The 12,892-nt window shown below is 63.4% G+C and carries 15 protein-coding genes; 6 read left to right on the forward strand and 9 right to left on the reverse strand.

Going from position 1 to position 12,892, the window contains the following annotated elements:
• Positions 1-175 precede the first annotated feature (175 nt).
• Both A3A9_RS38785 and A3A9_RS0114135 read left to right on the forward strand, forming a co-directional pair.
• The gene (locus A3A9_RS38785) at positions 176-2,230 is read left to right on the forward strand and encodes a putative bifunctional diguanylate cyclase/phosphodiesterase (RefSeq protein ID WP_051370909.1); all 2,055 of its coding nucleotides are present in this window, start codon (positions 176-178) and stop codon (positions 2,228-2,230) included.
• 87 nt (positions 2,231-2,317) lie between these two features.
• The gene (locus A3A9_RS0114135) at positions 2,318-2,959 is read left to right on the forward strand and encodes a LysE family translocator (protein ID WP_027059357.1); all 642 of its coding nucleotides are present in this window, start codon (positions 2,318-2,320) and stop codon (positions 2,957-2,959) included.
• Positions 2,960-2,999: 40 nt separating this feature from the next.
• Here A3A9_RS0114135 and A3A9_RS38790 read toward each other — a convergent pair whose 3' ends face one another.
• Positions 3,000-4,259, reverse strand: a complete 1,260-nt coding sequence (locus A3A9_RS38790) for an MFS transporter (RefSeq protein ID WP_082222074.1) — start codon at positions 4,257-4,259, stop codon at positions 3,000-3,002.
• Positions 4,260-4,375: 116 nt separating this feature from the next.
• Between A3A9_RS38790 and A3A9_RS0114145 the strand changes: the two genes are divergently transcribed.
• A complete protein-coding gene (locus A3A9_RS0114145; RefSeq protein ID WP_027059358.1) occupies positions 4,376-4,972 on the forward strand; it encodes a TetR/AcrR family transcriptional regulator in 597 nt (198 codons plus the stop codon).
• Positions 4,973-4,996: 24 nt separating this feature from the next.
• Here A3A9_RS0114145 and A3A9_RS0114150 read toward each other — a convergent pair whose 3' ends face one another.
• The 3 genes from A3A9_RS0114150 to rlmN are packed head-to-tail and all read right to left on the reverse strand — an operon-like array spanning position 4,997 to position 7,142.
• Positions 4,997-5,467 (reverse strand): hypothetical protein, encoded by a 471-nt coding sequence (locus A3A9_RS0114150; RefSeq protein WP_027059359.1) that lies wholly within the window; start codon positions 5,465-5,467, stop codon positions 4,997-4,999.
• Positions 5,467-5,913, reverse strand: coding sequence for a hypothetical protein (locus tag A3A9_RS0114155; protein ID WP_027059360.1), 447 nt, complete (start codon positions 5,911-5,913; stop codon positions 5,467-5,469). Before A3A9_RS0114155 ends, A3A9_RS0114150 begins: the two co-directional genes overlap by 1 nt.
• Positions 5,910-7,142, reverse strand: coding sequence for a 23S rRNA (adenine(2503)-C(2))-methyltransferase RlmN (gene rlmN / locus A3A9_RS0114160; protein WP_027059361.1), 1,233 nt, complete (start codon positions 7,140-7,142; stop codon positions 5,910-5,912). The genes A3A9_RS0114155 and rlmN overlap by 4 nt, the downstream gene beginning before the upstream one ends.
• A gap of 306 nt (positions 7,143-7,448) precedes the next feature.
• Here rlmN and A3A9_RS0114165 point away from each other — a divergent pair, with 306 nt between their 5' ends.
• The gene (locus A3A9_RS0114165; protein WP_027059362.1) at positions 7,449-7,748 is read left to right on the forward strand and encodes a hypothetical protein; all 300 of its coding nucleotides are present in this window, start codon (positions 7,449-7,451) and stop codon (positions 7,746-7,748) included.
• A gap of 255 nt (positions 7,749-8,003) precedes the next feature.
• Entirely contained in the window at positions 8,004-9,359 is a 1,356-nt protein-coding gene (locus A3A9_RS0114170; RefSeq protein WP_027059363.1) for a chloride channel protein, read from the forward strand.
• Between the two features lie 56 nt (positions 9,360-9,415).
• Here A3A9_RS0114170 and A3A9_RS0114175 read toward each other — a convergent pair whose 3' ends face one another.
• The 3 genes from A3A9_RS0114175 to A3A9_RS0114185 all read right to left on the reverse strand — a co-directional run bounded on the left by A3A9_RS0114175 (position 9,416) and on the right by A3A9_RS0114185 (position 10,992).
• Positions 9,416-9,919, reverse strand: a complete 504-nt coding sequence (locus tag A3A9_RS0114175; protein WP_027031946.1) for an invasion associated locus B family protein — start codon at positions 9,917-9,919, stop codon at positions 9,416-9,418.
• A gap of 275 nt (positions 9,920-10,194) precedes the next feature.
• Complete coding sequence (locus A3A9_RS0114180; protein ID WP_027059364.1) at positions 10,195-10,557, reverse strand: YkvA family protein; 363 nt, start codon at positions 10,555-10,557, stop codon at positions 10,195-10,197.
• Positions 10,558-10,695: 138 nt separating this feature from the next.
• The gene (locus tag A3A9_RS0114185) at positions 10,696-10,992 is read right to left on the reverse strand and encodes a 4a-hydroxytetrahydrobiopterin dehydratase (RefSeq protein WP_027031944.1); all 297 of its coding nucleotides are present in this window, start codon (positions 10,990-10,992) and stop codon (positions 10,696-10,698) included.
• 104 nt (positions 10,993-11,096) lie between these two features.
• Between A3A9_RS0114185 and A3A9_RS38795 the strand changes: the two genes are divergently transcribed.
• Positions 11,097-11,606 carry a low molecular weight protein-tyrosine-phosphatase gene (locus tag A3A9_RS38795; protein ID WP_033838547.1) on the forward strand — a complete coding sequence of 170 codons (510 nt, stop codon included), beginning with the start codon at positions 11,097-11,099 and terminating at the stop codon, positions 11,604-11,606.
• Here A3A9_RS38795 and thpR read toward each other — a convergent pair.
• Together thpR and A3A9_RS0114200 are read right to left on the reverse strand one after the other, a co-directional pair.
• Entirely contained in the window at positions 11,510-12,106 is a 597-nt protein-coding gene (gene thpR, locus A3A9_RS0114195; protein WP_027059365.1) for an RNA 2',3'-cyclic phosphodiesterase, read from the reverse strand. The two genes, A3A9_RS38795 and thpR, sit on opposite strands and share 97 nt — an antisense overlap.
• A 129-nt stretch (positions 12,107-12,235) precedes the next feature.
• Positions 12,236-12,880, reverse strand: a complete 645-nt coding sequence (locus A3A9_RS0114200; protein WP_027059366.1) for an arylesterase — start codon at positions 12,878-12,880, stop codon at positions 12,236-12,238.
• Between the last annotated feature and the right edge of the window lie 12 nt (positions 12,881-12,892).

Consider the following 12,892-nt stretch of genomic DNA (forward strand, 5'->3'; position numbering starts at 1 on the left):
CGATGCGAGCTGGAGAACAACCTGCTGCAATCAACGGCTGCATTCGACTGGAGGATTTAAGCAAGTTTTCACGCCCTGCCGCTAAACGAGCAAGACAGAGCTGCGTTGGCCACGCGAGTGCCGAAGCGGCTTTTGCCCGCTCAACGCGGGTGTCCTCGGGCTTGGGCCATTCTTGATGCGCGTTATATCATGCATCGTCACGGAGCATAATCTGTGGCTTGTCCTGCTGGCGGCGCTGATATGCGTCACAGGCTGCTGGGTAACGATCGGTCTGCTGGACCGCGCCAGGAAAACCGTCGGTGTGCAGATGCGCGGATGGCTGTTCCTGACCGCGGTCGCGGCCGGTTCCTCGATCTGGTGCACGCATTTCATCGCCATGCTGGCCTATCAGCCCGGCGCGCCGATCACCTTCGATCCGGCGCTCACCATGATATCCCTGGTCATCGCCATGGTCGGAACAGGGGCTGGCTTCGGTCTTGCCCTGGACAAAGGCCGCGACCTGGCGCCGGAATGGGGCGGATGCCTTGTCGGGCTGGCGATCTCGGCGATGCACTATACCGGCATGATGGCCTATCATGTGGCCGGCATCGTCGAGTGGGACGCCGTCTATGTCGTCGCGTCGCTGGTGATCGCGATGGCGTTCTCCGCCGTGGCGATCGGCCAGGCGGTGCGCCGGCCGCACCGCTGGTCGCACTATTTCGGCATCGGGCTTTTGGTGCTGGCGATTGTCGGCCTTCATTTCACGGCGATGGCGGCGGTGGCGGTAACGCCGCTCTCCTTCATCACCACGGGCACCAATCCCGATATCCTCGAAGCGATGGCCGTCGCGGTCGCCGTGGTCGGCATGATCGTCGCGGCCACCGGCTTCGCCAGCTACCTGATCGACGAACGCGGCCGGCTCGAAAGCTTCGAGCGGCTGCAGCATCTTGCCCTCAATGACGCGCTCACCGGGCTTGCCAACCGCGTCGCCTTCAACGACCGCCTCGACCATGAGATCGAGCAAGTGCGCGAGGATGACGAGACAATGACCGCGGTCATCGTCATCGATCTCGACCGCTTCAAGGAAATCAACGACCTCAGGGGACACGCCGCTGGCGACCAGGCGCTCAAGATCGTTGCCCGCAGGCTGGCGAAGCTGGCGGGCGACGGGGAGTTCGTCGCCCGGCTCGGCGGCGACGAATTTGCCGCCATCAAGCGCTTCAAGGACCAGAACGACCTGCTCGGCCTGGTGTCGCGCCTGGAAAAATCATTGTTCCAGCCCTTGCGGATCGACGATTTCGAGACAATCACCGGCGCCAGCATCGGCGTCGCCGTCTATCCGCGTGACGGCGCCGACCGCGAGAGGCTGGTCAGCAATGCGGATCTGGCCATGTACCGGGCCAAGAACGACGTGACGCGGGCCGTCTGCTTCTACGAATCGGCCATGGACGAGACGGCGCGGGCGCGCCGGGCGCTGGCCACCGACCTTCGCCTGGCGATCGAGCGCGGCGAGCTCTCGCTGCACTATCAGGTGCAGACCTCGGTTGCGACCGGTGCCACCTGTGGCTACGAGGCGCTGCTGCGCTGGACCCATCCCGTGCGCGGCATGGTGCCGCCCGTCGAATTCATTCCGATTGCCGAGGAGAATGGCTCTATCCTGGCGATCGGCGAATGGGTGCTGCGCACCGCCTGCCGCCAGGCCGCTTCCTGGGACAATGGCCACAAGATCGGGGTCAATCTGTCGCCGGTGCAACTTGCCCACGCCGATCTCGCCAAACTCGTCCACCAGATCCTGATCGAAACCGGCCTGTCGCCGAAGCGTCTAGAGCTCGAGCTCACCGAATCGACGATCGTCGCCGACAAGGTGCGCACGCTGCATGTGCTGCGCCAGATCAAGGCGCTGGGCGTGACAATCGCGATCGACGATTTCGGCACCGGCTATTCCTCGCTCGACACGCTGCGCTCGTTTCCGTTCGACAAGATCAAGCTCGACCGCTCCTTCATGGCCGATGTCGAGCGCAGCCCGCAGGCCAAGGCGATCATCCGCGCCGTGCTGACACTGGGGCGCAGCCTCGACATTCCGGTGCTCGCCGAAGGCGTCGAGACCCATGTCCAGCTCACCATCCTGCAGGTCGAAGGCTGCAACGAGGCGCAAGGCTATTTCCTTGGCCGGCCCAAGCCGATCGATCAGATCTTGCTGACCGGAGCGGCGGCTATTGTGCTGGCCGAACTCGATCAGTCGGCGGCCTGACCTTCGCCTGCGTGCATGCACCGTGCCCATATCTGGCGGCGCTGCCGCGCATCCTGTATAGGCCCGGGCAATCCTGCGAGGCCGCCCATGTCCTTCATTCCCGATACCGCCACGCTGATCCAGTTCGCCATCGCCACGGTCATCCTCGCGATCACGCCCGGGCCTGATATGACCTTGTTTGTCTCGCGCACGCTGAGCCAGGGGCGCGCCGCCGGCTTCGCCTCGTTGGCCGGCGCGCTGTGCGGCACGTTGATCCACACCACGCTGGTGGTGGTCGGCATCTCGGCGCTGATCGTCGCCTCGCCGATGGCCTTCTTCGTGCTGAAGATATTTGGCGCCGGCTATCTCGTCTTCCTGGCCTGGCAGGCGATCGCCAAGGGCTCGGCCTTTTCACCGGAGAAGAAGACGGGCCCGCAAATCTCCCTGTTGCGCAGCTGGGCGGCGGGGCTCGGCGTCAATCTGCTCAACCCGAAGATCATCCTGTTCTTCATGACCTTCCTGCCGCAGTTCGTTTCCGCGCATGATCCGCACGCCCCGGGAAAATTGTTTTTCCTGGGTTCGACGTTCATCGTGCTGTCGATCCCGGTGACAGCACCGATGGTGCTGGCGGCGGAGAAATTCTCGGCGGCGATGAAGGCCAGCCCGCGCGTCACGCGGGTGGTCGACTATCTCTTCGCCGGCGTGTTCTCGGCCTTCGCGCTCAAGATCCTGACGGCCCAGGCGAAATAAACCTCCCTGCCGCAGTCCATGGTTTGCACTGAAGGATAGATCAGCGGAACGTTTGTGCGGCGTGGCGCACCAGGGCGGCAGTGGCCGCGAGAGCGATCAGGGCGCAGACGCCCGGCCAGCCCCATTGCCCATAGGCCCTGACGCCGATCCATGAGCCGGCGCTTCCGCCGAGAAAGGCTGAGGTCATGTAGGCGGTGTTCAATCTGCTGCGGGCATCGGGGCGAAGCGCAAAGACGCGCGCCTGGTTGGCGGCTTGGCCACATTGTATGGCAACGTCGAGAACAAGCATGCCGGCGACCAGCGCTATCAGGCCAAAATGTGCTCCGAACTGACCCGCAAGAAGTATCGCTGCCGCCAGGATGGCCCCGACAAAGGAAAGCCAATTGACGAAATCCGATCCCTTGCGGTCTATCAGCCGGCCGACGATTGGCGTGCACAGCACACTGGCCGCGCCGACCAGCGCGATCAATCCGACGGCCTGGCTGCCAAGACCATAGAGGGGGCCGCCGAGCACCAAAGCTATGCTGGTCCAGGCCGCGGTGAAACTGCCGAACATGAGTGCCTGATAGAAGCAGGATCGCCGCAGTTCCGCCTCCTGGCGAAACAGGATGAAGGCTGCGGCGATCAGCGAAGGATAGCGCTGCGACGATGTCGGAGTGGTCTTCGGCAACACGATGGCCAGCAGAACCGCGAACACGAGCAGCACCAACGCCGCGATAACATAGGGTCCCCGCCAACCCAGATGCTCGCCCAGAACCCCGCCAAAGGTTCGCGCCAAGAGGATGCCGCCCAGCAACCCGCTCAGAAGCGTGCCGGTGACGGCGCCCCGCCGCTCGGGTCCAACCAGCCCGGCCGCCATCGGCAACAGGATTTGCGGGACAATGGTCGTGAAACCCGTCACCAGGCTGGCAGCGGCCAGGATCGAAAGCGTCGGCGCCCGGCTCGCAATCAGCAGAGCGAGCGCCGTGAGGGTCAACAATGTTGCAACCAAAGGACGGTGGGACAGCCGGTCTCCCAAGGGGACCAGCAGCAGCAGACCCAGCGCGTAACCAAGCTGGGCCATTGTGACTACAGCGGCGGCGGCTTCAGGGGCGACCTGCAGGTCGGTCGCTATGACCAGCGTTATGGCTTGCGGAAAGTAGATGGTGGCAACGCTTACCCCACACGCAATCGAGAGAATGAAGAGGACGCCACCGCCCAGAGCCGGACGCGATCGGGCCGCCGGTGTGCCGCCATGGCGTCCTTCCGCTTCGGCAACGACTGCCGTCGGCGTGTCCGCCAAACCGTCAACATCAACCATGGATCACCCTCTTTGCCACCCGTTCAGCCCCCATTGTTGGACGATCGACACAGAATAAGAGTTGCGATCCGATGTCAAATGAATTATGTGTCAATCGACCAAGAAAGGGTGGCTGCATGGCTGGACGACCTCGGGAGTTCGACCGCGATGAAGCGCTGGCAAAGGCGCGCGACGCCTTCTGGAGCCATGGCTATGAGGGAACCTCGATCAACGATCTGGTCGCGGCTCTTGGGCTTGCATCGAGCCGCATCTACGCTGCCTTCGGCACCAAGGAAGAACTTTTTCGCGAGGCGGTCTCGCTCTATCGCGACGGCGAGGGCGGCGGCGCGATAAAGGCGCTGCAAGCCGGTGCGACCGTGGTTGAAGGCATCGAACAGATGTTGCGGGTCGCTGTCGTCACCTACACGCAGCCTGGCCGGCCGCGAGGTTGCATGGTGGTGACTGCGGCGGCAAACTGCTCGGCCGACAACGCGTCTGTCATGAACTGGCTTGCCGACCACCGGCGCGCGCGGACCCGGGCCATCTTCGATCGCCTGCAGAAAGGCGCCGAACAGGGGGAACTCCCGCCGCTTGCCGATGTCGCGGCTCTGGCGGATTATTTCAGCACGCTGATGTCCGGCTTCTCGACACAGGCACGAGATGGCGTATCGCGCAGCAAGCTGCTTGCCGTGATACCCATGGCCAAACGGGTGCTCCGGGACCAGCAGCAATAAAACGGGATTGATTGGCGCTTGGCATCAGGTTCGATCTGTCGATCTGGTCTGGGCAAGCCACCAGCTTCCGGCCCAGCGCCCGGCGCTCAGCCAGTAGAAGATGCCGCCGACCATGCCGCCGCCGATGACGGCCATGATGGCGCTGGTGTCGGTCACCGCGAAGGTGGACTCTTGGGCGTGATCGACGAGGCCGAGGAAAACGCCGGCGACCACGGCGCCCGCCAGCGCATAGAACAGCCAGTCCCGCCGGCCGAGGATTTCGGCAACCAGAATGACGATTATCGCCGGCATGAAGGCGAAATAGGCGACGAACAGGGCGACGAAGGGAATTGAAAAATACAGCGAAGCCGTCGCGACCGGCTGCGCGTCTTGCGGTGTAAAGCCGAGTGAGGCCAGGAACAGGATGTTCAGGAAAGCGCTCGCCGCCAGCGATGCGACGGCATAGCCGAACAGGATGATGGCAAAGCGGACGAGATAGGCGACGAGACGGTTCATCAGGGATGCCGGTTCATAAGCTGGCCGGAGTTGCGTCCAGCTAGAAGCCAGTAGACCGACCCGCCGGCGCTGCCGGCCGTGGCCAGGAAGCCGAGAAAGCCTGGGTTGAACACAAACCCTCCGGCCGAGCCTGGAACAAAAACACCAAAAGCGATGGAGGTGATCGCCCCGGTCACCGCGAAGTAGAACCAGCCTCGAAACGACCACCGTTCGGCGATGAAGATCACGGGGCCGACGATCAGCAGCGCGCAGACCGCCACGGTCAGCACCGCGATCGGGAAGGAAACCAGCCAGTCGAAGGTGAAAACCATGGACCAGTTGCCGTATTCGATCCCTTCCAGAAGGGTGATCAGCAGCACGGGCACCAGGATCGAGGTCAGCACAGCGGCGACATAACCGACTGCTATGGTGGCGACGCGCTTCGACCAGGCGACGAGACGGCTCACGCCTCGCCGTGCCCCGCGATCATCATGGCTTCCAGCGCCAGCCGGTCCACTTTTCGCATGCGCTCCGAGTCCGACTTCAGCTGGCCGCAGGCGGCCAGGATGTCGCGGCCGCGCGGGGTGCGGATCGGCGAGGCATAGCCGGCATTGTTGATGTAGTCGGCGAACTTCTCGATCGTCTCCCAGTCCGAGCACTGGTAGTTGGTGCCCGGCCATGGGTTGAACGGGATCAGATTGATCTTGGCCGGAATGCCCTTGAGCAGCTTGATCAGGCCCTTGGCGTCCTCGATGGAATCGTTGACGTCCTTCAGCATCACATATTCGAAGGTGATGCGCTTGGCGTTCGACAGGCCGGGATAGGCGCGGCAGGCGGCGATCAGCTCGCTCAGCGGATACTTCTTGTTGATCGGCACCAGCAGGTCGCGCAGATCGTCATTGGTGGCGTGCAGCGAGATAGCCAGCATGACGCCTATCTCCTCGCCGGTGCGAAAGATTTCGGGCACGACGCCGGAGGTCGACAGCGTGATGCGGCGCTTCGACAGGGAAAGGCCGTCGCCATCGGAGGCGATCAGCAGCGCCTTCTTCACCGCCTCGAAATTGTAGAGCGGCTCGCCCATGCCCATCATGACGATGTTGGACACCTTGCGGCCTTCGGCCGGCACGATGGCGCCGTCCGGCGTGTTGCGATCGGGGAAGTCGCCGAGCCGGTCGCGCGCGGTGAGCAATTGCGCCAGAATCTCTTCCGCCGTCAGATTGCGCACCAGCTTCTGTGTGCCGGTGTGGCAGAAGGAGCAGGTCAGCGTGCAGCCGACTTGGGAGGAGATGCAGAGCGTGCCGCGGCCTTCCTCGGGAATGTAGACGGTCTCGATCTCGACCGGCCGGCCGGCGCCGCGCGGTGGAAAGCGGAACAGCCATTTGCGGGTGCCGTCGGAAGAGATCTGTTCCTCGACGATTTCGGGCCGCGCGACCGTAAAATGCTTGTCGAGCTCGGCGCGCAGATCCTTCGAGATATTGAGCATGCCAGGGAAGTCGGAAACCCCGCGCACATACATCCAGTGCCAGAGCTGCTGGGCACGCATTTTTGCCTGGCGCTCCGGCACGATGCCGGACGCGACGAGCGCCTCTGCGAGCTCGGCGCGTGTCAGGCCGATCAGCGACGGCTTCTCGGGCGCGGCGCGGGCGCGCAACGCGTCACGGGCACCTTCAGTGGTGAGGTCGAAGGAAAGGGTCATGGTTGCACAGATATAAACGGTTTGCGGCCGATTTCATCCATCGGCCCGATATGAAGCGCGGCGCATAGCACAGGTTGAGCGCGGAGTCATGCGGGGCGGACGCAACCAAGCGCGCCGGCAATGTTTCAGTCACGAATAATCTGGTCGACACACGGACCAGCCCTCTTCAACTGACTGGCAGCCTTCGTTCCATAGTCCCGCCGCACGCCGGACCCGATCACATAGTCGTGTTGCAGTAACGATCCCCGTCCCGCCTTCGAAGCCTGAAGGGGGCAACCATGCCCTTGCAAAATGGGAGTATGCTGAATGAACTCGATCAAGCTCGCCGTAATTGCCGCCCTCGTCGGCCTTGCCACCCCGCAGGCTTTTGCCGAAGACGCAATGGGCGCGATGACCATGATGAAAGGCGGGGAGGTGACGGCGATCATGCCGGACGGGCATATGGGAACCATGATGCCAGATGCAAAGATGGGCGCCGAGATGATGAAGATGGCCAAGCCGATCAAGCACTGCATGATGATGATCACCGATGCCAAGGGCAAAGCCTACATGATCGATACATCGACCAAGAAGGCCCAGGCCGAATGTGAAAAAATGGCCATGTGAGACCTGGATCCGCAGCAACCGCCCCCGCCGGCAGCAGCTGGCGGGGGCATCCTTCGCTCGGAACACCGACGCAGCGCCGAGCCTCGGGCGGCGTTAAGGACTAGCCTCTAAAACTTCGGTGTATTCCAAACAGCCGCAATCACGGACGTTTGGCCGAAGCCCTTTTTCAAATGATGGCGTGACAGCGACTTGATCCGGCAGGCTTGATCGAGGTCATGTCTATGCTAGGGCTGGGCCTCCATTGTGAGGACAGTCATGGCCGGCACATCGCGAAAATACCCCTTCCTGCGGCGCTCGCGTGCGATGTTGGGCTCGCGGCGGGTGTGGCAGCCGCGGCTGGTGTTCTGGGCCGGCGCGGTCTCGATCGGCGTCATCAGCGTGCTGTTCGCGGTGCTGGCCGACAAGGCGCAGGCGCTTTTCCACCTGATGACTGGCGACAAGGGCGGCTGGCGTTTCTATCTGCCACTCATCGTTACACCGCTCGGTTTCGTCCTGTGCGCCTGGCTGGCCCAGGCCTTCTTCCCTGGATCGCAAGGCAGCGGCATACCGCAGGCGATCGCCGCGCGCCATTTGCGTGACGAGGAAGATCGCGGCCACCTTCTGTCGTTGCGTCTGGCGGCGGGTAAGATCGCGCTCACCATCATCGGCCTGTTCTGCGGCGCTTCCATTGGCCGCGAAGGCCCGACGGTGCAGGTCGGCGCCTCGCTGATGCTGCAGGCGGCGCGCTGGGGCGGCATGGCGCAGGCGCGCGGGCTGATCCTGGCCGGCTCGGCCGCCGGCATCGCGGCCGCCTTCAACACGCCGCTTGCCGGCATCGTCTTCGCCATCGAGGAGATGGGCCGGACCTACGAGTCGCGCACCAACGGGCTGGTGCTGACGGCGGTGATCCTGGCCGGCATCGCCTCGCTCGGTCTGCTCGGCAATTACACCTATTTCGGCGTCTCCAAGGACACGATCTCATTTGCCGCCGAGTGGCCGCTGGTGATCGCCTGCGGCGTCATTGGCGGCGGCTTCGGTGCGCTGTTCTCGCTGCTTGCGCTGAAGGTGACGCGGCGGATCCGGCGCTGGCACACGCAGCAGCCCCTGGCTCGCGCACTGCTGGTCGCCGCGGTCTGCGGGCTGGCGGTAGCGATGATCGGCATCGCCTCGGGCGGGCTGACCTTCGGCACTGGCTATATGCAGGCGCGCGGCGCCGTCGAAGGCACGCCGCTGCCATGGTTCTTCTTCGGGGAAAAGTTCCTGGCCGGGCTGCTGTCGATGGTTTCGGGCATTCCCGGCGGCATCTTCGCGCCCTCGCTGGCAGTCGGCGCCGGCATCGGCAGTTCGCTCGGCCTGTTGTTCGGCGCGAGCACCGGTGCGGCGGCACTGCTTGGCATGGCCGGCTATTTCGCCGGCGTCGTGCAGGCGCCGATGACGGCTTTCGTCATCATCCTGGAGATGACCGGCAATCACGACAATGTCATTGCGCTGATGCTGGCCTCGATGCTGGGCTACGGCACGGCGCGCATGATCTCGCACGAGCCGCTCTATCACGCGCTGTCGCGGGTGTTCATCGCCGAGGCGATCCGGCGGCGGCGAGCGGAGACCGCGCCAGAATCAGGCCATGGCTGAAAAGCAACAGGCCGGGCTTTGCGGCCCGGCCTCTTGGTCTCAGAACGAGGCTCTGCCTATTTGCACTTGGCGATCGATGTCAGCGCCGCCGAAATGCCCTTCAGCGAAAAGACATAGTTCGTAGGGTTGCCGCGGCCGGACTTGGCGGACACCTTCATGTCGGTGCCGGTCTTCATGGCGGCGATCAGAACCGGTTCCTCGGCGGCGTTCTCGACCCAGGCCGACTTGCCGCGCGTGAACATCGAGAAGGACTTCTTGTCGATGGTGACGGTGGCCTTGGAGCCTTCCTGGAAATTGTAGCCGGCAATGAACTGCGGCTCGTAGGACACCTGCTGGCCGGGGCGCTGGCTGACGAAGAAGAACATGTCGCCATGGTCGAGCGTCGGCGGCTGCTTGTCGGTCGGCACGGTGAGGACGTAGCAGACCTTGCCGCCCGATGCCTGGTAGCTGTAGGTGCCCCAGGCATTGTGCTGGCCGATCTTGGTCGCCTGCTGCGCCAGCGCCGGCGCTGCGAAGGCCACCAGGGCCAGGCTCGAGACTAGTGCTATCAATCCGCGCATCGTTTTTCCCGTATTCCAAATGGTGCGGAGGCCGGCCGGCGTGGCGTCCTGCCTTCGCTTCATTTTGATTTAATCTGGGTTACCAAACGGTGAATTTCCCTCAACAAAAGGACGCTCACCGCAGGAAACCGCCACCATTCCCGCACCGCCGCCTTGTCAGCGGCCAGCGCGGCGTCCCTTTGGCGACTTGGAGGCCACGAAAGCGGCAAGAGTTTGACTTTTTTGCCGGGCCTCGGAACGCCGGTATCCAAAGAGCAAGTGCCGGTTGAAGACGCTCAGCCCTTGTCGGCGATGGCGTCCTTGGCAGCCTGGCGATGCGCCGGCGTGATATGGCCGCTGACAGCGGTGATCGCGGCAGTCAGCACGGCGATGTCATCGGTGAAGCCGATCCCGAAGATGAAGTCGGGGATGAGGTCGAAGGGCAGGACAAAATAGCCGAGCGCGGCCACCAATATGGCCTTGGCGCGCAGCGGCGTGTTCTTGTCCATGGCGCAGTAATAGGCGGCGACGACCTCTTCCATGAACGGAATCTGCCGCGCGGCCTTCTTAGCCGTGCGCCAGAATTTCTCGCGCACTTCGCCTTCGCCACCAAGCTTGTCGCCAAAGCCGAAGAAATCAAAACCGGGTTGTTGCGCCATCAATATCTCCTCGCGGGTCTCATGCGCATCCTGGCGCACGCTCGCGAGGGAAAATGTGGTGAAAGGTGAACCCGGCTGCAAGATGCCGGTGCCGATTTGGCGATTCCCCGCCTGCCCGTATGCAGGGACACGCGGTGTTCAGCCGCCGAAGTAGCGGCTCATCTTCTTTGCAAGCGCGATGTCGAGCGCCGTGACGCCGCCAGCGTCGTGGGTGTTCAGCGTGACGTCCACGGTCTTGTAGACGTTTGACCAGTCGGGATGGTGGTCCATCTTCTCGGCTGCCAGCGCGACGCGGGTCATGAAGGCGAAGGCTTCGGAAAAATTGTTGAAGACGAAGCTGCGCTTGATCGAGGCGCCGTCCGTGGCCAGCGACCAGCCGCCGAGTTCGGCAAGGGCAGCGGTGATTGCGTCCTTGCTGAGTTTTTCTCTCGTCATGATGATTTCCCGTGCTATCTCGAATTTGAGCCTCACCATAATGCAAGTCGCCGAAAAGTGCTTTGCGGTTTTGGGGGTCCAAATGCACAAACGGCGCATATCGAATGAGCATAAAGCCGATAAATTCCATTCTTTTCGTCTGCCTCGGCAACATCTGCCGCTCGCCATTGGCCGAAGGGGTGTTTCGCACCGTCCTGGCGGAACGCGGGCGCGACATGCTGCTGGACTCTGCCGCGACCAGCGGCTGGGAGGTGGGCTCGGCCCCCGATCCTCGATCGATCGCGATTGCCTTGCATCATGGCATCGACATTTCCGGGCAGCGGGCACGCAAGGTCACGCCGCAGGATTTCTCCCGCTTCGACCTGATCCTTGGCATGGACCGCTCCAATGTCGCCGATCTCAAGGCGTTGGGTCCGGCTGAGCGGGACCGGGTGCAACTTTTCCTGGAATTCGCGCACGGGCAGGCGCGCGACGTGCCCGATCCCTACTATGATGGGCCGGAGGCTTTTGCCGAGGTCTACCGCATGATCCGTGAGGCGTCGGAGGCGCTGGCGACAAGGCTGGCGGCACGGGCGTCGTTGCCCGACAGTGACCAGGCTTCCTCGACGATGTAAGGCCCGCCGCCGACCGAATCGCGCGATGACATCAAGACGAAGCGGCCGATACGGAACGGCAGCGTCGAGAAATTGCCGCGCGCCGACAGGTATTGGGCGACATCCAGCGGGGTCGAGTTGCGCAGTCTCGCAAGTGTGACATGCGGCATGAACTTGCGCGGATCGGCGGGAATGCCGAGCCGCTGGCAGATGCGGTCGATCTCGCCCTGAAGGGCGGCCAGATCGGGCGAGGGGGAAGCGCCGGCCCACACCGCGTGCGGCTTTTTCTGACCAAAAGCGCCGACGCCCGACAGGGTCAGCGAGAAGGAGGGGCGGTGAACGCGGTCTAGGGCGTTGGCGATCTCATCGGCTACGTGGCCGGGGACATCACCGATGAAGCGCAGCGTCAGATGGTAGTTTTCGACGTCGATCCAGCGGGCCCCAGGCAGGCCGCCCCTGAGCAGGGACAGCGAAAGTGCGGCATCACGCGGAATTTCGAGGGCGGTGAAAAGACGCGGCATGAAGAGCCTCCCTTCCTCGAATCGAAACTGTCACCTGTAGCGAATCATCGAAAGCCTGATGGAGCAAGAGGTTTATTGGTCACAGGCTTTGCTAAAAACTTCCCCAACGGAAAGCGGTTCCGGAAGACGTCACGACCCGCCCGGCGCTGCCGCGATGGCCTTCTCGACGGTGGGCAGGATGCGTTCGATCATCACGTCGACCCCGCGAGCGTTCGGATGCAGGCCATCCTCGAGCCGCAGGCCAGGTTGGCCGGCGACGCCATCGAGGAAGAACGGGTAGAGCGTGATATCGTATTTCTTCGCCAGGTCCGGAAAGATGGTGTCGAAGGCGGTCTGGTAGTCGGCGCCGAGATTGGGCGCGGCGCGCATGCCGGCCAGGAGCACGGCGATCTTGCGCTGTTTCAGTCTGCCCAGCATCTCGTCCAGGTTCTTGCGGGTGATATCGGGCGCGACGCCGCGCAGCATGTCGTTGGCGCCGAGTTCGAGGATGACCAGCTGGGTTCCGTCCGGCACCGACCAGTCGAGCCGAGCCAGGCCGCCGCTCGTGGTGTCGCCGGAAACACCGGCATTGGCGACGGTCACATCATGGCCCTTGGCGCGCAGCGCTGCCTGAAGCTTGTCGGTGAAACCCTCGCCCGGCCCCAGGCCGAAGCCCGCCATCAGGCTGTCACCGAAGCCGACGATCTTGAAGGGCTCGGCCCGCGCCGACGAAATGGCGCCGCAAACGGCGAGGAAAAGGATCAAGCCTGCGGCTATCTGGCGTTTGAAAGACATGCGGCAGGCCCC

The organism is Mesorhizobium loti CJ3sym (genome assembly GCF_000472785.1).
GTDB classification, from domain to species: domain Bacteria; phylum Pseudomonadota; class Alphaproteobacteria; order Rhizobiales; family Rhizobiaceae; genus Mesorhizobium; species Mesorhizobium loti_E.

Excerpts from the sequence above, each read along its gene's own strand:
- A3A9_RS38785 (WP_051370909.1), top strand. The coding sequence starts at position 176 with ATGCGCGTTATATCATGCATCGTCACGGAGCATAATCTGTGGCTTGTC.
- A3A9_RS0114135 (WP_027059357.1), top strand. The coding sequence starts at position 2,318 with ATGTCCTTCATTCCCGATACCGCCACGCTGATCCAGTTCGCCATCGCC.
- A3A9_RS38790 (WP_082222074.1), bottom strand. The coding sequence starts at position 4,259 with ATGGTTGATGTTGACGGTTTGGCGGACACGCCGACGGCAGTCGTTGCC.
- A3A9_RS0114145 (WP_027059358.1), top strand. The coding sequence starts at position 4,376 with ATGGCTGGACGACCTCGGGAGTTCGACCGCGATGAAGCGCTGGCAAAG.
- A3A9_RS0114150 (WP_027059359.1), bottom strand. The coding sequence starts at position 5,467 with ATGAACCGTCTCGTCGCCTATCTCGTCCGCTTTGCCATCATCCTGTTC.
- rlmN (WP_027059361.1), bottom strand. The coding sequence starts at position 7,142 with ATGACCCTTTCCTTCGACCTCACCACTGAAGGTGCCCGTGACGCGTTG.
- A3A9_RS0114165 (WP_027059362.1), top strand. The coding sequence starts at position 7,449 with ATGAACTCGATCAAGCTCGCCGTAATTGCCGCCCTCGTCGGCCTTGCC.
- A3A9_RS0114170 (WP_027059363.1), top strand. The coding sequence starts at position 8,004 with ATGGCCGGCACATCGCGAAAATACCCCTTCCTGCGGCGCTCGCGTGCG.
- A3A9_RS0114175 (WP_027031946.1), bottom strand. The coding sequence starts at position 9,919 with ATGCGCGGATTGATAGCACTAGTCTCGAGCCTGGCCCTGGTGGCCTTC.
- A3A9_RS0114180 (WP_027059364.1), bottom strand. The coding sequence starts at position 10,557 with ATGGCGCAACAACCCGGTTTTGATTTCTTCGGCTTTGGCGACAAGCTT.
- A3A9_RS0114185 (WP_027031944.1), bottom strand. The coding sequence starts at position 10,992 with ATGACGAGAGAAAAACTCAGCAAGGACGCAATCACCGCTGCCCTTGCC.
- A3A9_RS38795 (WP_033838547.1), top strand. The coding sequence starts at position 11,097 with ATGAGCATAAAGCCGATAAATTCCATTCTTTTCGTCTGCCTCGGCAAC.
- thpR (WP_027059365.1), bottom strand. The coding sequence starts at position 12,106 with ATGCCGCGTCTTTTCACCGCCCTCGAAATTCCGCGTGATGCCGCACTT.
- A3A9_RS0114200 (WP_027059366.1), bottom strand. The coding sequence starts at position 12,880 with ATGTCTTTCAAACGCCAGATAGCCGCAGGCTTGATCCTTTTCCTCGCC.